The organism is Actinospica durhamensis (assembly GCF_018139695.1).
Classification (GTDB): domain Bacteria; phylum Actinomycetota; class Actinomycetes; order Streptomycetales; family Catenulisporaceae; genus Actinospica; species Actinospica durhamensis.
The window spans coordinates 1-16,976 of record NZ_JAGSOG010000199.1 but is presented as its reverse complement, the minus strand read 5'-3'; the positions used below and the strand labels follow the sequence as shown (position 1 = coordinate 16,976).

Annotated in this window: 15 protein-coding genes and 1 pseudogene; 8 read left to right on the top strand and 8 right to left on the bottom strand. The window is 70.0% G+C overall.

Annotated features, from left to right (window positions below):
• Both KDL01_RS29140 and KDL01_RS29135 read right to left on the bottom strand, forming a co-directional pair.
• Window positions 1-871: ABC transporter ATP-binding protein (locus tag KDL01_RS29140; protein WP_212531847.1), on the bottom strand; the 871-nt coding region annotated here is incomplete at its 3' end.
• Between the two features lie 14 nt (window positions 872-885).
• On the bottom strand, window positions 886-2,622 hold the full coding sequence (locus KDL01_RS29135; protein ID WP_212531846.1) for an ABC transporter permease: 1,737 nt from the start codon (window positions 2,620-2,622) through the stop codon (window positions 886-888).
• A gap of 176 nt (window positions 2,623-2,798) precedes the next feature.
• Between KDL01_RS29135 and KDL01_RS29130 the strand changes: the two genes are divergently transcribed.
• On the top strand, window positions 2,799-3,614 hold the full coding sequence (locus KDL01_RS29130; protein WP_307846658.1) for a TrmH family RNA methyltransferase: 816 nt from the start codon (window positions 2,799-2,801) through the stop codon (window positions 3,612-3,614).
• A 30-nt stretch (window positions 3,615-3,644) separates the two neighbouring features.
• Here KDL01_RS29130 and KDL01_RS29125 read toward each other — a convergent pair whose 3' ends face one another.
• Complete coding sequence (locus KDL01_RS29125) at window positions 3,645-4,358, bottom strand: SDR family NAD(P)-dependent oxidoreductase (protein ID WP_212531845.1); 714 nt, start codon at window positions 4,356-4,358, stop codon at window positions 3,645-3,647.
• 164 nt (window positions 4,359-4,522) lie between these two features.
• On the opposite strand from KDL01_RS29125, the gene KDL01_RS29120 reads away from it, so the two are divergent.
• Window positions 4,523-5,131: a TetR/AcrR family transcriptional regulator gene (locus tag KDL01_RS29120; RefSeq protein ID WP_212531844.1), complete on the top strand. Its 609-nt coding sequence runs from the start codon at window positions 4,523-4,525 to the stop codon at window positions 5,129-5,131.
• A 127-nt stretch (window positions 5,132-5,258) separates the two neighbouring features.
• Here the strand turns inward: KDL01_RS29120 and KDL01_RS29115 are convergent, their stop codons facing one another.
• The 3 genes from KDL01_RS29115 to KDL01_RS29105 form a co-directional block, all read right to left on the bottom strand.
• Window positions 5,259-5,996: a type 1 glutamine amidotransferase gene (locus KDL01_RS29115; RefSeq protein WP_212531843.1), complete on the bottom strand. Its 738-nt coding sequence runs from the start codon at window positions 5,994-5,996 to the stop codon at window positions 5,259-5,261.
• Between the two features lies 1 nt (window position 5,997).
• Window positions 5,998-7,245, bottom strand: a complete 1,248-nt coding sequence (locus KDL01_RS29110; protein ID WP_212531842.1) for a Mur ligase family protein — start codon at window positions 7,243-7,245, stop codon at window positions 5,998-6,000.
• A 211-nt stretch (window positions 7,246-7,456) separates the two neighbouring features.
• The gene (locus KDL01_RS29105; protein ID WP_212531841.1) at window positions 7,457-8,233 is read right to left on the bottom strand and encodes a hypothetical protein; all 777 of its coding nucleotides are present in this window, start codon (window positions 8,231-8,233) and stop codon (window positions 7,457-7,459) included.
• A 63-nt stretch (window positions 8,234-8,296) separates the two neighbouring features.
• Between KDL01_RS29105 and KDL01_RS29100 the strand changes: the two genes are divergently transcribed.
• The 3 genes from KDL01_RS29100 to KDL01_RS29090 all read left to right on the top strand — a co-directional run bounded on the left by KDL01_RS29100 (window position 8,297) and on the right by KDL01_RS29090 (window position 13,464).
• Window positions 8,297-10,843: a DEAD/DEAH box helicase gene (locus tag KDL01_RS29100; protein ID WP_307846655.1), complete on the top strand. Its 2,547-nt coding sequence runs from the start codon at window positions 8,297-8,299 to the stop codon at window positions 10,841-10,843.
• Window positions 10,844-11,591: 748 nt separating this feature from the next.
• Complete coding sequence (locus tag KDL01_RS29095) at window positions 11,592-12,227, top strand: hypothetical protein (protein ID WP_212531839.1); 636 nt, start codon at window positions 11,592-11,594, stop codon at window positions 12,225-12,227.
• A 139-nt stretch (window positions 12,228-12,366) separates the two neighbouring features.
• Entirely contained in the window at window positions 12,367-13,464 is a 1,098-nt protein-coding gene (locus tag KDL01_RS29090) for a hypothetical protein (RefSeq protein WP_212531838.1), read from the top strand.
• A gap of 114 nt (window positions 13,465-13,578) precedes the next feature.
• Here KDL01_RS29090 and KDL01_RS29085 read toward each other — a convergent pair whose 3' ends face one another.
• Window positions 13,579-14,817, bottom strand: coding sequence for a helix-turn-helix domain-containing protein (locus tag KDL01_RS29085; RefSeq protein ID WP_212531837.1), 1,239 nt, complete (start codon window positions 14,815-14,817; stop codon window positions 13,579-13,581).
• A gap of 125 nt (window positions 14,818-14,942) precedes the next feature.
• Here KDL01_RS29085 and KDL01_RS29080 point away from each other — a divergent pair, with 125 nt between their 5' ends.
• The gene (locus KDL01_RS29080) at window positions 14,943-15,122 is read left to right on the top strand and encodes a hypothetical protein (protein ID WP_212531836.1); all 180 of its coding nucleotides are present in this window, start codon (window positions 14,943-14,945) and stop codon (window positions 15,120-15,122) included.
• Window positions 15,123-15,410: 288 nt separating this feature from the next.
• Here KDL01_RS29080 and KDL01_RS29075 read toward each other — a convergent pair whose 3' ends face one another.
• Complete coding sequence (locus tag KDL01_RS29075; protein ID WP_212531835.1) at window positions 15,411-15,623, bottom strand: hypothetical protein; 213 nt, start codon at window positions 15,621-15,623, stop codon at window positions 15,411-15,413.
• A gap of 54 nt (window positions 15,624-15,677) precedes the next feature.
• Between KDL01_RS29075 and KDL01_RS29070 the strand changes: the two genes are divergently transcribed.
• Both KDL01_RS29070 and KDL01_RS29065 read left to right on the top strand, forming a co-directional pair.
• On the top strand, window positions 15,678-15,821 hold the full coding sequence (locus KDL01_RS29070; protein ID WP_212531834.1) for a hypothetical protein: 144 nt from the start codon (window positions 15,678-15,680) through the stop codon (window positions 15,819-15,821).
• 958 nt (window positions 15,822-16,779) lie between these two features.
• Window positions 16,780-16,976, top strand: a pseudogene (locus KDL01_RS29065) (hypothetical protein); the annotation flags it as partial.

Genomic DNA, 16,976 nt, shown 5'->3' with positions numbered 1-16,976 from the left:
CGCCCGCACCGCGCGCCCCGCCCGCCGGGACCGGGACGGCGCCCGCCTCCGGCTCCTCGCGCCCGGCCAGGATCCCGTAGACCTGGTCCACCAGCGCCTCGAACGCGGCGCTGCGCCGGTCCCTCGGCCGGGCCTGGGGCACCGTCAGCTCGGCCTTGATCCGGCCCGGGTTCGAGGAGAGCACCATGATCCGGTCCGCCAGCAGCACGGCCTCCTCGATGTTGTGCGTCACGATCAGCAGCGACTGGTTGAGCGACGCGGCCTCGGCCGAGTCCCACAGCCGGACGATCTCGTTGCGCAGGTTCTCCGCCGTCAGCACGTCGAGCGCCGAGAACGGCTCGTCCATCAGCAGCGCGTCCGGCTCGAGCACCAGCGCCCGGGCGAAGCCGACCCGCTGGCGCATGCCGCCGGACAGCTCCTTCGGATACGCCGCCTCGAACCCGTCCAGCCCGATCACGTCGATCGCCTTCAGCGCCCGCTCCCGCCGCTCCCGCTCCGGCACCCCGCGCGCCCGCAGCCCGAGCTCCACGTTCTGCTGCACCGTCAGCCAGGGCAGCAGCGCGAAGCTCTGGAAGACCATCGCCACGCCCGGGTTGGCCCCGTTCAGCGGCGTCCCGCGGTAGGCCACCACCCCCGAGGACGGCGCGATCAGCCCGGCGATGCAGCGCAGCAGGGTGGACTTGCCCGAGCCGGACTTGCCCAGCAGCGCCACGATCTCGCCCGGGTACAGCGCCAGGTCGATGTCGTCGAGGACGAACAGCTCCTCGCCGTCCGGGGTGGGAAAGGTCTTGGTCACGCCCTCGACCGTGATCAGCGGCGTACCCTGCGGGGTCCCGCGCCTCGCCGTCGCGCCCGTCGCGCCCGTCGTCATCCGGTGTACCTCCCTCAGCCGGAGAACCGGCGCTCGGCCAGCCGGTACAGCCGCCGCCAGAAGAAGCGGTTGACCAGGACGACGTAGACGGACATCGCGATCACGCCCACCACCACCTTGGCCGTGTCCCCGGCCGCGGCCGCCGCGCTGATGTACGCGCCGAGCCCCCTGGCCTGCACGGTCCGGTGGTCGTAGGTCACGTACTCGGCCACGATCGAGGCGTTCCAGGCCCCGCCGGCCGCGGTGATCCCGCCGGTGACGTACGCCGGGAAGATCGCGGGCAGGATCAGCACCCGCCACCGCAGCCACCCGCGCACGCCCAGCACCCGCATCGCCTCGCGCAGGTCGTTCGGGACGGTGGAGGCGCCCGCGACCACGTTGAACAGGATGTACCACTGGGCGCCCATCGCCATCAGCACCACGCCGCCGAAGCCGAGGCCGATGCCGAGCGCGATGAACAGCGCCATCAGGAAGGGGTAGAGGAAGTTCGCCGGGAACGACGCGGCCACCTGCACCAGCGGCTGCGCCAGTCGCGAGACGCGCGGGTTCATCCCGATCCACACGCCCACCGGCACCCACAGCAGCGTCGAGCCGATGAGCACCGCCACCACCCGCAGGAAGGTCAGCGCGCCGTACCCGAAGGCCGTGCCGAACTGCCCGAAGCCCACCGAGCGGTGGATGTAGGCCAGCGCCTCCCACACCCCGTACGCCACCGCGAGCGCGACCGCCGCGGCGAACAGCACGTCCCCGGTGCGCTGGCGCACGGCCGGCTTGCGCAGCGGGTGCTCGGCCAGGCCGAAGGGCCGGGTGGCCCGGTCGAGCAGCCGCCCGGCCGGACGCAGCGGCCGCGCGGCCCAGTCGTCGATCTGGGAGCGGCGGATCAGGTCGAGCACCAGGCTGCGCGGCCGGTCCGCAGTGGCCGAGTCCCCGACCCGGAACCGCTCGGCCCAGGCCACCAGCGGCCGCCAGAACAGGAAGTTGACCCCGACCACCATGACGATCATCGCGGCGATCGCCCAGCCGATCGCGCCCAGGTCGTTCTGGTCCGAGGCCGCGGCCACGTAGCTGCCCATCCCCGGCAGCACGTACGCGTGCCCGCCGACGGTGATCGCCTCGGAGGCGGTCAGGAAGAACCAGGCCCCGCCGAAGGACATCATCCCGTTCCAGATCATCGGGATGGTCCCGGAGGGCACGTCCAGCTTCCAGAACCGCTGCCACTTCGTCAGCCGCAGCACCCGCGCCGCCTCGTCCAGCTCGCGCGGCTGGCTGACCAGCGAGGCGTGGAAGGCGAAGGTGAGGTTCCAGGCCATGGAGGTGAAGATGGCGAAGATCGAGGCGCACTCGAGCCCCAGCTCGGAGCCGGGGAACAGGGCCACCAGGGTGCTCGCCACGATGGTCAGGAAGCCGAGCACGGGCACCGACTGGAGCACGTCGAGGATCGGCAGCAGGATCTTCTCCGCCCGCGGCAGCCGGGCCGCCGCGGTGGCGTAGACGAAGGTGAACACCACGGACAGGGCCAGCGCGATGAACATCCGCAGCAGGGAACGTACGGCGTAGTACGGGATCTGCGACGGGTCGGTGGAGATCGCCGCCGTGCCGTGCTCCGGCTGGAACGGGCTGGCCAGCGAGGGCACCAGCTCGAGCAGGCCCACCAGCAGCGCGAACAGCCCGAACAGCACCAGCGCGTCGGCCGGCCGCACGGCCCGGATGCGCCAGGCCCCGCTGCTCGGGAACAGGCGCGGTGCGGCCACGGCGACCCTCCCTTCGGCTGGCGGTGCGGCTTGCCCGGGTAACGGGCCGGTGCGCCCGTCCACAGGTCTACCGGCCCGAACGCCCTCAGTGCCACCGGTCGGTGCCGTTGAATTCTGTATACCCGGTGAACATCGTGTGTGCAGGGCGGACGGGGCAAACCGGTTACGCTCGTGCGGTGGCAAGCATCGAAGACCAGCTGGTGCGGATCGAGGATCCGGCCGACCCCCGCCTGACCGACTACCAGGCGCTGACCGACATGGAGCTGCGCAAGCGCACCGAGCCGGAGCGCGGCCTGTTCATCGCCGAGGGGGAGAAGGTGATCCGGCGCGCCGTGGACGCCGGCTACCCGATGCGCTCGATGCTGATGTCGGACAAGTGGCTGCCGCTGATGACGCCGCTGCTCGAGGCCACCGGAGCCACCGCGTACGTCGGCGAGCCCGCCCTGCTCGAGCAGATCACCGGCTTCCACGTGCACCGCGGCGCCCTGGCTGCGATGGCCCGCACCCCGCTGCCCGAGGCCGAGAAGATCCTCGAGAGCGCCCGCCGCATCGTCGTACTCGAAGGCGTCAACAACCACACCAACGTCGGCGCCATCTTCCGCGGCGCGGCCGGCCTCGGCATGGACGCCGTCCTGCTCGCCCCCGACTGCGCCGACCCGCTCTACCGCCGCTCCGTGCGCGTCTCCATGGGCACCGTCTTCGCCGTCCCGTGGACCAAGCTCGAGCCCTGGCCCCAGGCCCTGGACCTGCTCTCCGCCCACGGCTACCGCCGCATCGCCCTCACCCCCGCCGAGGACGCCGTGGACCTGCGCGCCCTACGCCTGGCCCCGGACCAGAAGGCCGCCCTCTTCCTCGGCTCCGAAGGCGACGGCCTCACCGCCAAGGCCTTCGCCGCCTGCGACCTCAAGGTCCGCATCCCCATGGCCGCCGGCGTCGACTCGCTCAACGTCGCGGCCGCCGCTGCGGTGGCGTGTTACGCGCTGGCGGAGTAGACGGGTCGGCGGGCTGAGCCGGTTTGCCGGTCAGGCGTTGGAGTGGACACCGATGCCGCCGGAGACGGTGAGGTTGTCGCCGGTGATGTAGCCGGCGGCGTCCGAGGCGAGGAAGGCCACGGCTTCGGCGATGTCGGCGGGAGCGCCGACGCGGCCGAGCGGGACGTCCCGGGCCCAGGAGTCGATCATGTCCTGGGAGACACCCATCTTGCGGTAGACCGGGGTGTCGATCATTCCCGGGCTGACCGCGTTGACGCGGATGCGGCGGGGGGCGAGTTCGAGCGCGAGGGACCGCATGAGGGGCAGCAGAGCGCCCTTGGCGGCTGTCATCGCGGCCCCGAGCACTTCGGCGGCGCCCACGGTGAACACGACCGAGGCGCCCTCGTTCAGGAGCGGCAGCGCCTTTTGCAGGGTGAAGAAGTTCCCCTTGACGTTGATGTCGAACAAGGCGTCGAAGGCGTCTTCGTCGGTTGATTCGATCGGGCCGGGGCGGGAGACGCCCGCGTTGAGGAAGAACAGGTCGAGGGAGCCGAGTCGCCGGCGCGCCTGGTCCACCGCCGCGTCGATGTCCGGCAGGGACCGTGCGTCGGCCCGGACGGCCGTGACGCCTTCGGGAAGTCCGGCGTCGGCGACGTTGTCGAGGCCGGTGACCATGAGGCGGTAGCCGCGGGAGTGGAGTAGTTCGGCGGTCGCTTTGCCGATGCCGCTGGTTCCACCGGTGATCAGAGCTGTGCGTGCGGGCATGATGCGCTCCTTTTGCGTGCTTCCGAGCAGGGGCGGGGGTGAGCGGCTGCCCGTGGGTCCGTGGGCGATGCCGCGTCACCACTCTGGCAGCGTACGCCAACCTGGCAGTGACTGCCAACCATGATGTGACTGTCGACTTGGCAGTGCTGGGCTAGTCTGTCGGCATGAAGCAGGAAGCCAAGCCGGCGACGGGCGCACCGACCACACTGTGGGACCGGACCCGGCAGCTGGCTTCCCAGGAGATCCTCGAGACGGCGCTGCGCCTGTTCACCGAGCAGGGCTACGACGAGACGACCATCGCCCAGATCGCCCGGGAGGCCGGCGTCTCCCAGCGCACCCTCTTCCGCTACTTCGGCGCCAAGGAGGACCTTCTCGGCGGCGGCCAGGACCGGTTCGGGCAGGTCCTGATGGACACGATCAGCGAACAGCACGCCGATGCCGGCGTCTGGGAGGCCCTGCGCGCGGGGGTTGCCGCCGTGCTGGACTTGCACGACAGCCGCGAACAGGCCCTGGAGCGGTTCCGCCTCCTGCACAACACCGCCTCGCTGCATGCCGGTTGGCTCGAAAAGCGACTGCGGTTCCAGGAGAACCTGCTGCCGCTCATCGAGGCCCGGATGGACCCGGCGGCCGGCAACGAGGGCGCGAAGGCCCGCGCGCTGATCGCGACGGCGTTCGCGTGCCTGGATGCCGCATCGATCACGTGGGTCGCCAACGACGGCAAGGGTGAAATCATGGACCTGTACGACGAGTGCGTGGCTGCGGTGCGCGGCTGACCCGCGGCGGCCGACCAGCCCCGAGCCGCTTCCCCCAAGAACACGCAACCGGCCGGGCGCCAAGGCGTCCGGCCGGTTCCGTGTTGCTCTCTACGTGAGGATCACAGGGTTCGAGGACCCCGAGGCCTCAGCCGCCGACCGCGGCGAGGCGCTCGGCGCGCAGGCGGTCGTGCCAGAGGTCTTCGGCCGGAGTGGGGGCGGGGTTGCCGTCGACCCAGCCGAGGATCAGGTCGGCGAGGGCGGGGTTGCGGGCGAGGACCGGGCCGTGCAGGTAGGTGCCGACGATGCGGCCCTGGTGGGCGCCGTCGACGCCCGAGCCGGCGCCGTTGCCGTTGCCGCTGCGGACGCGGGCCAGCGGGCGGGCGCCGGGGCCGACCTGGGTGGTGCCCATGTGGTTCTCGAAGCCGGTCAGCCGGGGCAGCGGGCGCCCGCCCACGGTCAGGGCCTCGTCCACCTCGGCCGTCACCTCGCCGACGCAGCGCACGGTGCCGCGCACCGAGGTCACGTCCAGCAGGCCGAGGCCCGGCTGGGTGCCCTTCTCGTCGTCGTAGAAGGAGTGCCCGAACAGCTGGAAGCCCGCGCACACGGCCAGCGCCGCGCCGCCCGCCTCCAGACCCCGGGCCAGCCCGTCGTCCTTGAGCAGGCGCTCGGCCGCGAGCCGCTGCGGGCGGTCCTCGCCGCCGCCGATCAGGTACACGTCGCCCTGCGCCGGGATCGGCTGGTCGCTGCGCACGTCCACCCGCTCCACCTCGTGCCCGCGCAGCCTCGCCCGGTACGCCATGATCAGTGCGTTGCCCTGGTCCCCGTAGGTGGAGAGCAGGTCAGGGTAGATCCAGACCACGCGCAGCGCGCTCTGCCCGGCCATGTCAGGATCCGACTTTCTGTCGCAGTTGCTGGAAGGCGGTGTAGTTGGCGATGACCTCGATCTCGCCCGCGGGCGCGGCGTCCACCGCGGCCTCCGCCGTGTCGAAGACCTCGAACTCGACCCCGGCCACCTGCAGCCGCACGGCCAGGTCCAGCCGCCGCTGCCCGATCACCAGCACGTGGTGGCCGACCAGCCGGGTGTAGTCCACGTCCCACAGCCACGAGGTGTCCGTGCCGTCGGCCGACAGGGCGTTGACGGACAGCAGTACCGGCCCCTTCGGCGCGGTGTCGGGCGGGGCGACCAGGTCGAAGGTCTCCAGCCAGCCCGCCGGGTTCTTCGCCAGCAGCAGTCGCAGGGTCCTGCCGCGGTACGACACCGTGTCATACCGCCCGGCCACGGCCGTGACGTGCTCCATCCGCCCTATCGCGGTCGGCGCCTCGACTCCGAACACCGCCGCCACCGCGGCCGCGCTGACCGCGTTGGCCCGGTTCGCCCGGCCCGGCAGCCGCAGGCCGCCGAGTCCGACCCGGGTGCCGTCCGGCGCCACCAGCTCCTCGCCGTCCAGGGACCACTGCGGGGTCGGCCGACGCATGTCGCACGAGCCGCAGCGCCAGTCCGCGTGGTCCAGGTGCAGCACGCCGCCGCACTGCGGGCAGGACCAGGCGTCGTCCTTCCAGCTCTGGCCCACCGCCACCCACACGACCCGCTCCACCCGGCCGGCCGCCCACACCACCAGCGGATCGTCCGCGTTCGCGATCACCGTGGCCGCGGTCCCGGCGAGGCCGTCGCGCCAGCGCTGCGCCAGCATCCGGGTCTCGGCCGCCCGGTCGAGCTGGTCGCGGGAGAGGTTGAGCAGCGCGATCGCGGCCGGCGCGGTCTGCTCGGCCACCCCCGGCAGGTACTTCTCGTCCACCTCTATCACCGCGAACTTCGCGGTGCGGTCCTGCGCCATCGCGGCGGTGATCCCGGCCGGCATGTTCGCGCCCAGCGCGTTCGAGGCCACCGGGCCCTTGGCCCGCAGCGCCTCGGCCACCAGCCGGGTCGTCGTGGTCTTGCCGTTGGTCGCCGAGATCAGCACACACGCGCGCCCGGCCGTGAGCCGCCGCAGCAGCTCCGGGTCGAGCCGCAGCGCCACCCGGCCGCCCACCACGGCGCCCGAGCCGCGGCCCGCGGCCCGCGAGACCGCCCCGGTCAACCGCCCGGCCGCGACCGCGACCCGGGCCCGTGGCGGCAGTTGCGCCTCTGTCATCGTCACCTGTCCACCACACCGTTCGCTGTCAGGGCCCGGTCTCGCCCGGTTCCGGGGGCTGTGTGCACGCCGTCAGATTATCGAAGATCCAACGACACCCGGCCCCGCATCGCCCCGGGGCACGCGGGAAGGCCGCGGACGGACGCGGACCGTGCCCGATCCGTGAAACGTACGCGGGCACCGCCGGCCGGGGCCGACGAGGCAAGCCGGCTTAGAAAAGCGCGAGGTCGGCGCAGCCGCGGGCGGTACGCCGCCGCTCGGCCGCGGACTCGTCCGGCACCGTGATGTCCACCGGCTCGTTCAGGTCGAACAGGTCCACCGTGACGCTGTGGTCATCCATCGGGTTGTCCGCCGGAGTCCAGTGCTGCAGTTCGAGCCGCAGCCGCTCGATCTTCGTGCCGATCGGCTCGTCCGACTCGTCGTCCCAGGCGTTCGGGTCCACCAGCGCGCTCACCAGCAGCGCGGTCGCGCCGTGGTCGCGCAGCTGCCGGGCCAGCCGGGCCAGGCGGCCGTCCGCGTCGGACGGCTTGGGCTTGACCGTGACCGTGACCACGGTCAGCTTCTTCTCGTCGAACTCCTCGGTCCGCCCCTGCACCGGCGCCCCCGCCGCGCGCACCGCGGCCGCGATGACCTCGGGTATCGCGTAGGCGTGGATTCCGCACGCGTCCGTCTCCGAGGCGTACTCCCAGCTCGGCTCCACGTCCGCGTCCTGGTCCTCCTGGACCGGCGCGCGGAAGGCGGTGGACCCGCGGCGCAGATACTCGTAGGTGGCCCGGCCGCGGATCACCGTGGCGCGGGACTCGCGCGCGGAGAAGTCCACCGTCCCCTCGGCCAGCACCGAGCCGTTCGCATGCCGGCACTTCCACGTGGCCGAGGTCGAGGCCGTGGTCAGCGTCTCCCAGGCCGCGGCGAGCTGCTCGGCGGTCACGGGGGCGGAGTTCGTCGAGGAGTCGGACCGTCGTCCGGGCAGCAGCCTTTTCAGCACCATGGGCGCCAAGGCTACCCTTCCCACCTTGGCGTACGGAAGACGACGACCTGAGATGATGTGCCGGTGAACCTCTTCGACCATCTGCCGGACACCACCGACCCGGATTCCCTCTACGCGGCCTTCGAGGCATGGGTGGCGGCCGGCGGCATCGGCCTCTACCCGGCGCAGCAAGAGGCCCTGATCGAGCTGGTGGCAGGGGACAACGTCATCCTGGCCACCCCCACCGGGTCGGGCAAGTCCCTGGTGGCCGCCGGCGGCGTGTTCGCCGCGTTCGCCCGGGGCGAGCGCGCCTTCTACACCGCCCCGATCAAGGCACTGGTGTCGGAGAAGTTCTTCGACCTGTGCGCGGCCTTCGGCTCCGCGCACGTGGGCATGATGACCGGCGACGCCTCGGTCAACCCGGGCGCCCCGATCATCTGCTGCACCGCCGAGGTGCTGGCCAACATCGCGCTGCGGGACGGCGCGCAGGCCGAGGCCGGGCTCGTGGTCATGGACGAGTTCCACTTCTACGCCGACCCGGACCGCGGCTGGGCCTGGCAGATCCCGCTGCTCGAGCTGCCGCAGACCCAGTTCCTGCTCATGTCGGCCACCCTCGGCGACGTCGAGCGGTTCGAGGGCGACCTCAAGCGCCGCACCGGCCGCGACACCGTCACGGTGCGCTCGGCCGAGCGCCCGGTCCCGCTGTCCTACTCGTACCGGATGACCCCGCTGCACGAGACGGTGCAGGAGCTGCTCGAGGGCGGCCAGGCGCCGGTCTACATCGTGCACTTCACCCAGGCCGCGGCGGTGGAGCGGGCCCAGTCGCTGATGAGCCTGAACGTCTGCTCGCGGGCGGAGAAGGACGCCATCGCCGAGCTGCTCGGCGGCTTCCGCTTCACCACCCGCTTCGGGCGCACCCTGTCCCGGTTCATCCGGCACGGCATCGGCGTGCACCACGCCGGCATGCTGCCGAAGTACCGGCGCCTGGTCGAGCGGCTCGCCCAGGCCGGCCTGCTCAAGGTCATCTGCGGCACCGACACCCTCGGCGTGGGCGTGAACGTGCCCATCCGCACGGTGCTGTTCACCGCCCTGTCCAAGTACGACGGCCGCCGCTCCCGGCTGCTGCGCGCCCGCGAGTTCCACCAGATCGCCGGCCGGGCCGGGCGGGCCGGGTTCGACACCATCGGCTACGTCGCGGCCCAGGCCCCGGACCACGTCATCGAGAACGAGCGGGCCCTGGCCAAGATCGGCGACGACCCGAAGCGACGGCGCGGCTACGCCCGCAAGAAGCCGCCGGAGGGCTTCGTCAACTGGAGCGAGCAGACCTTCGAGAAGCTGATCGAGGCCGAGCCCGAGCAGTTGGTCTCCCGTTTCCAGGTCACCCACGCGATGCTGCTGTCGATCATCGCCCGCCCCGGCAACGCCTTCGACGCGATGCGCAAGCTGCTGACGGACAATCACGAGCCCGCCGCGGCCCAGCGCCGGCACATCCACCGCGCCATCGCCATCTACCGCTCGCTGCTGGACGCGGGCGTGGTCGAGCGGCTCGAGACCCCGGACGAGACCGGGCGGATCGTGCGGCTCACGGTGGACCTGCAGCAGGACTTCGCGCTCAACCAGGCGCTGTCCACCTTCGCGTTGGCCGCGTTCGACCTGCTCGACCCGGAGTCCCCCTCGTACTCGCTGGACCTGCTCTCCATCATCGAGGCGATCCTGGACGACCCGCGCCAGATCCTGATGGCGCAGGAGAAGAAGGCGCGCGGCGAGGCCATCGCGGAGATGAAGGCGTCCGGGATCGAGTACGGGGAGCGGATGGAGCGGGTCAGCGAGATCAGCTACCCCAAGCCGCTCGAGGAGCAGCTCGGCCACGCCTACGACACCTACCGCCGGGCCCACCCGTGGATCGGCGACCACCCGGTGAGCCCCAAGTCGGTGGTGCGCGAGATGTACGAGCAGGCGATGACCTTCGCCGACTACATCGCCGCGTACGACCTGGCCCGGGTCGAGGGCATCGTGCTGCGCTACCTGGCCGACGCGTACCGCACCCTGGACCACACCATTCCGGAGTCGGTCAAGCGCGACGACCTGGTCGACCTGATCGAGTGGCTCGGCGAGACCGTCCGCCAGATCGACTCCAGCCTGGTCGACGAGTGGGAGGCCCTGCGCAACCCCGAGGCCCACGCCGCCGCCCAGGCCGCCCTGGACGACACCCCGCCCCCGGTCACCGGCAACCGCCGCGCCTTCCGCGTCCTGGTCCGCAACGCGATGTTCCGCCGCGTCGAACTCGCCGCCCGCGACGACGTCGCCGGCCTCGTCGCCCTCGACGCCGAGGACGCGGAAGGCCTCGAACACACCGACACCTGGGACGGCCCGTGGCTGTTCGAGGACTGGGACGAAGCCGTCGGCGACTACTTCGACGAACACGAGGAACTCGGCACCGGCCCAGACGCCCGCGGCCCGAAGCTCTTCCAGATCGAGGAAGGCCCGACAGCCTGGAAGGTGAGGCAGATCCTCGACGACCCCGCCGGCAACCACGACTGGCACCTGCGCGCCGAAGTCGACCTCCCCGCCTCCGACGCCGCAGGCCGCGCCGTCCTGCGCGTGCTGGAGTTCGACCGCTTCGACGGGTGAGCGGGCCGCCGCGCCGCGCCGCCCACGGAGGGCCGGTGCGGCGCGGCCGCGTGACGGGCTCGCCGAACGGAACCTCACGCCGCGTCAGGTAGCGGGCGCCGTTGGGTTCGGTGAACGCGACGCAGGCGCGCTTTTTCCGGTCCACGAGGAGATAGCTCAGGCAGCCAGTGTCCGTCGAGGTCCTTTACTGTCCATCCAGTCAGGTGGATCCAGTAGAAGTACGTCCACGGACACTGGCGTAGGCGTACCTGGGCGAACAGAACTGAAGCCGAAAATGCAGGGTCAGGGGTTCGAATCCTTTTGGCTCCACAAGAAAAAATTCCTCCCCCGCAGGTCGGGGGGGATTTTGTCAATCGACTGATCTGTGAGGATCAGTCAGGCCGTTCCGTGTCACCGGATGTCACGTTGGCACTGAGGCGGGCCAGGCTCACGGAGCCTTGCGGTCGAGAGCATCACGCGCCTCGCCGAGATCATCCGGCCGCGAATGGATATAGGTCCGGTACGTGAACGCGGGGGCGGCATGCCCGATCCATTTGGGTCTTGGGCGGGAACCCCCGGCGTGGCCATAAGTGCCGCAGCGCCGCGTTGCATAGCCTCATATGGCGTAGTGGGCGAGACGGCCGCCTGCTTTATGATGCAGAACTCAACGAGGGTCAGGCCAGCAGAGCTGGCACCCACTCAGCGTCCCTCCCACGCACACATACGGCGCGGGGCAACTGGCCATCGCATGACCGGTACCCTGCGGCCCATGGATTTCTGGGGAGACGCGGGGCAGGTCTGCGCTGCAATCGGAGGGGCAGCCGGTGGCATCGCAACCGTGTTCGTGGCGGCGTTCGGTAAGAAGCTATGGAAGGCGACCGACGCGCTGACGGAGCAGACTCGGCTGCTCGCAGTACAGACGGCGCGGGCGAACGACATCGAGGAGCAGGCAGCAGCGGCCGTTCTGCATGACCGCCGACGACCAAAGCTCGGGGTGGCGATCTTTATCCCAGTGGGCAACTTCCAAGCCGGCGAGCTCCTGATCCGGCACCGCCATGAGTCCGAGACTGAACTGATAGGCACCATCTCGGTGGAGATTCACTCCGCGGCCGATGACGGCGAGGTTGACGTGGGCCGCGAAATTGTAGGGCCATGGCGGTTCAAGCAAGGGGTTGATAATGCGGACGAGTTTGGACGTACCGTAGTGGCGCGCGGACCGCTGCCGCGCGGGGTCGTGACCCGGTGGGCTCTGGCCAAGCAGGCGGGCACGAATCCCCCAGGCATGTTCGGGTGGGGTTCGCCTAACGACGGTCGTCCATGTCTCATCAGCATCACGGCCGCAATCGGCGACGAGGAGTGGCGCTATTCCGCGCTATTGACTCCAGCCAAGGAGCTTGAGCTCTAGGACTTCGGGCAGAGCTCGACCACTCGCGTGCTCTGCAGTGAGCACTTCGTTTTGAGGGCGCCGTAGCCCATCTTGAGGCCAGGTCTGCGACACTGCCGACGCGAGGCGCAACCCCTACGCGGAATGAGGAAGGACGAACGTGCGGATACCTCTGGACGGCCGTAAGGGCGCCGTGATCATCATGACCGGCTCGCTGGTGATCGCGACTGGTGCCGGGTTCGGCATGTACGCCGCGTTCAGCGGCGGCACGACGAAGGCGAGTAGCACTTCTCCTCTGCTCGGGCCAACGAGCATGCCGAGCGCTTCGCCGGTTGCCGCCGCCAACGAGGATAACGACGGTGGCAGCTGCACGATCGGCCGGTCCGGCGACAACGTACAGATTACGCTCGCCGGTGACGGTGCCGACGCCTCGACCTGCCAGCAGTTCGGACAGGACCTCGCGAAGAATCTCGGCGGGTTCTGGCAGGCCGAAACACAGAACCTCTCGCTCAGCCTCTCGTGCGTGATGGACGTCCCGAACGCTGGCACGGCGACCGTGATGGACAGCGGCAGTCAGTTCTACGGTCAGCAGGTGTGCCAAGATCTCCAGGCCGGCGGAGCCGTCGAGGACACGACCGCCGAAGGGGGGATCGTGCAGGGGCAGCAGTCAGCCTCCGCCGCAGCAGCCGCAGCGGAGTCTCAGAGCGCAGCGGCGGCAGCCCAGCAGTCCCAGGACGCGGCTGACTATTCCGCTGCGCAGAATGCCATCGCCAACCTCGCGAGCGACGTTCAAGGGATGAACGGCGACGTCAGCGGCACCAGCAGCGATATCACCGGCGCTGACAACGACCTCAAGGCCGAGCAGCACGACGCGACGCAGGCCGGTAGTGGGGACTGCGGGGACGTCGATACGGTGGGGGGCGACGCGGACACCGTAAGCGGCGATGAGGACACGGTTGGCGGCGATGAGGACACAGCCGCGGCTGACATCAGCTCGGTCCGTAACGACATCGCGCAGCTTCAGCAGGATGATCAGGCGTTGCAGGCGGACAACGTCGCCCCGCCGTCCATTACAGCGAGCGCGATCACCAGTGCACAGCAGGCGGTCAAGAGCGCGATCTCTACCATGAATGCGGACATTGACACGGTTGCGGGGTATGTAACCAAAGCGTATGAACTGGCGAATTCACTTGCAACCGGCTCGTGCGCTGGGATGGGGCCTGGCTCCGCACCCGCCCCGCCCACGCACCTGTCCTGACGCTCTACTGCCGCGCCCCTCGACCACGACCGGCTGAGGGGCGCGGACCTTGGTTTCTGACGTGGGGTGACGCCATCGTCAGCGAGTGCATCCGAGCGAGCGAGACACCAGTACTTACGGCAAGCCAGCGGAGCGCATCGCGGTGAACGCCTCCCGCAGCGCGGGTGCTTCCGGCAGTCCGCGTGCCTCCGCCGTGTAGACCACCTCAGCCGCCCGCCAGTAGTTCGACGGCGCTACATGCCCCGACACGATCGCCTTATGAGCCGCGTCGGCCGCCTCATCGAGCTCCCCGGACTTCAGCAGCGTCAGCGACAGGTCGAGGCGGGCGGACGCCAGACGGCGCGGCCACGGACCCAGACCCTCACACACCGATAGCGACGCGATCAGGTCCCGCGCGTACGCCTCCGCTGTCGGATCCCCCAACCACGCCAGCGTCGTTCCGGCGTACGCGGTGAACTTGCTCGGGTCATACCGGTAGTGGTGCGACTGGCGCTCAGGGACCGGCCGCGAGGCCACCAGGACGTCAACGCGCTCCATGACCCTATGGACCTCGTCAGCGTCCCCCAAGCGCGCGAGCGCCCGCCCCTGCTGCGCCGTCGCCTGAACACGCGCTGACGAACCCTCAGGGGCGATTGCCTGCGCCTGCTCGGCCAGCTCGACCGCCCACACGTGATCCCCCTCGGTCACCGCCCGCCAGGCACGCGTTTCGAGCACCCACGCCCGGATCTCAGCGTGCCTTGCCTCGGCGGCGAGTGCGTCCGCTGTCCGCAGCCGCGTACGCGCCGCGCCGTCGGACTGAAGGTCGATGTGCACCGTCGCAGCGAGCAGCGAAAGCCACCCGCCGATGACCAACAGCCGACGGTGCTCCGCCAGCGTCATCCGTCCGTCGAGCAGCCGCGAGACGTACGCCAGGTGCGTACGCAGACGCTCGACCAGGACACGCGGTGCGGTGGTCGAGTAGGCGCAGGCGAGGTCATCGAACGCACCTTCTAGCAGGTCAAGCGTGGTTGAACCGACGTCGGACGCTCCGACGCGGCCGGCCAACTCGAGGGCTTGGGCTTCGTCGAGATCCCCGCCGGGGACGGTGAGTACCACCGCGGCTGATGGCCGGAGATGAGCGGGGACGCCGAGCCCGTCTAGGACTCGCTGTTGGACGGTGGCTGACGTGACCTGACGGCGCCCCGCCTCGATCGCTGAAACGTCCGGCTGAGCGAGGTTGCAGGCGATACCGACGCCGGTCTGACTCTCGCCGGTCCATTTCCGGTAGGCGCGCAGCAGTGCGCCGTAGTCGCTGGACGCCAGCGCCGCGAGTAGTTCGGGGCGCTCCCACAGCTGCGCGTCAGAGCCGGTCACGCTTCCAAGCTACGCCACTCACGGCCGGTATAGGGCCGCCCTATATGAGCTTCACCTGTGAGTGCGTCAGTTGCCGCGCTGAAGTGGTGAAACGGACATCTGACGGACTGACAGGGAACGTGACCATGGATGAGATCGCTTCGACCCGAACCCCGACCGCGCCGCAGGGCACCGGCGCCGTGTACGTGAAGGTGTACGGCGTCACCGACGACGGGATCAAGTACGACCTGCCCGCGCACTTCGAGGTCAAGCCTGGAGATTGCGCGGATATCAATTGCGTGTGCCTGGCGGGCGCAACGAGATGAGCGGGTGGGAGGTGCGCGTGCGCTGGCAGGCGGCGCCCGGGGTGACCTGCCCGGAGTTCACGGTCCACTCCGCGTCGGACGAGAACCAGGCCCTTGACGCTGCCGTGTCCGCCTTGGACGGCTGTCGCCACCGGTGGGCACCGGTGAAGGCACAGGGCGTTGAGATCCGGCCCGACGGCGGGGAATGGCGCCGCGTCCCGTCCGGGCGAGCCTGCATCTGAACGCTGCTCATGTTGCCCTGGGGAACGTCTCCCAGGGCTCTGCTGCATTCCTGGCTCTCAACCGCTCTCAGCGCCCGAGACGGCAGCGCGCCGCCGTGTCCTGGCGGGTATGGCGGATAGCGCAGCCGGGATGCGTCCAATACCGCGTCTGCGTCCGGCGACGACGGCGCCCGCCCTTCCCGATCATGCGCAACGGCACCGCGATCATCATCCACATGAGCCAGATCATGCCTTTGATCATCAGCCAGTAGAGCCGGAAGATCAGAAACACCCATCCCATGCCGCACCATCCCCAATCGGTCGAAGGCAACCACCGTAGCGCCCGGCTGACACGGTGACCGCAGCCTTTGCATGGCTCGAGCCCGACGAGATCAAGCAACGCATGAACGAGGACTTCGCAGTCCGAGTGTTCGACGCGTACGAGGTGAACGGCCCGAAAGTCCGCAGCCACGACGGTGTGAACCTGCTGTCGCAGTAACGGGCGAGAACTTACTCCACAAGGATCAAGGCACCCGCCGGAGGAACGCGAGATAGCACAACCACGCACAGCATGACACCGGTAATTCGGGAGCGTGACCAGGACGGGACGCCTCGAGCGCGGCCGCGGGGCCGGTCCGCCCTGTTCTGTTCCTCAGCGCTGCTGCGCTGGTCTGCTCTGGTGGAGAAGATGCCCGAGACTCTTGCGGAGCCTCGGATGGGGGTTCGAGGCTTCGGAACGAAGCGCCCTCAGCACATCCACATTGGATGTGCTGGCCTGCCGCCAGATCGGCGCTTGCGTTCCGCGCGCCGACCGGCGCCGGCAGCCCCAAGAGAAACCTTGGCGGCCGATAGACCCTGAAATCGGCACTCTGGGCCGCGCTCCGCGAAGCGCCGGACGAGGGTCTGACCATCCCTTAGTTGATCATGGCGACTGGAATGCGGCGTACGTGGATCTACGCCCGACTTCAGAACCACGCCGCCGGCGAACGCGCGGTTCAGGTCTCTCGGGGGCCGGTGGCGCGCCGCCGATCCGCACCGCGGCGCGCGGGCCGCATAGTCGTCCTCGTCCGTGCGGACGTCCGTCCGCTCGCGCGCGTCTGCGCAGTACAACGCGCGGACGGACGGCGGGCGGACGTTCTCGCGGACGACTTGACCGTGATCGAAAGGAGGTGTCAGCGACGTACGAGAGCCGTTCTGAGCCGCCGCTGGGCCGGAGCTGCAAGATCCCTGCCGAGGGCTCGCGGGCGTAGATCGACCATCTGCGGGCTCGCGAGGCGCGGCCCGTTTCACCTCCTTCCGGAGCCGCTCAAACGCACGGGTCCATTCGGTCGCGCACGTTTTCAGGATCGCTGACGGGTCGTGGCCGAGGCGTGAAATCGGCCGATGTTCACGCCTGAGAGTGAATATCTGGTGCCTGATTCGCGCCCGATATCCGGGATATGGGCCAGACTGGGGTCATGCTCGTGACCAACCATGTCCTGTCCGGTGCGGTGCTCGGTGCCGCCGTACGCAATCCCTGGGTCGCTTTTCCGCTCGGGTTCGCCTCGCATCTCGCGCTGGACGCGGTGCCGCACTGGGGGCAGTTCCGGGACCAGGACCAGTTCATGCGGGTGGCGGTGACGGACGGGTTGGCGGGGCTCGCGGTGATGGGGGT

What these genes read in the sequence shown, in the direction of transcription:
- KDL01_RS29125 (WP_212531845.1), bottom strand. Translation starts at nt 4,358, where the DNA reads ATGCCCGCACGCACAGCTCTGATCACCGGTGGAACCAGCGGCATCGGC.
- KDL01_RS29120 (WP_212531844.1), top strand. Translation starts at nt 4,523, where the DNA reads ATGAAGCAGGAAGCCAAGCCGGCGACGGGCGCACCGACCACACTGTGG.
- KDL01_RS29115 (WP_212531843.1), bottom strand. Translation starts at nt 5,996, where the DNA reads ATGGCCGGGCAGAGCGCGCTGCGCGTGGTCTGGATCTACCCTGACCTG.
- KDL01_RS29110 (WP_212531842.1), bottom strand. Translation starts at nt 7,245, where the DNA reads ATGACAGAGGCGCAACTGCCGCCACGGGCCCGGGTCGCGGTCGCGGCC.
- KDL01_RS29105 (WP_212531841.1), bottom strand. Translation starts at nt 8,233, where the DNA reads ATGGTGCTGAAAAGGCTGCTGCCCGGACGACGGTCCGACTCCTCGACG.
- KDL01_RS29095 (WP_212531839.1), top strand. Translation starts at nt 11,592, where the DNA reads ATGGATTTCTGGGGAGACGCGGGGCAGGTCTGCGCTGCAATCGGAGGG.
- KDL01_RS29080 (WP_212531836.1), top strand. Translation starts at nt 14,943, where the DNA reads ATGGATGAGATCGCTTCGACCCGAACCCCGACCGCGCCGCAGGGCACC.
- KDL01_RS29075 (WP_212531835.1), bottom strand. Translation starts at nt 15,623, where the DNA reads ATGGGATGGGTGTTTCTGATCTTCCGGCTCTACTGGCTGATGATCAAA.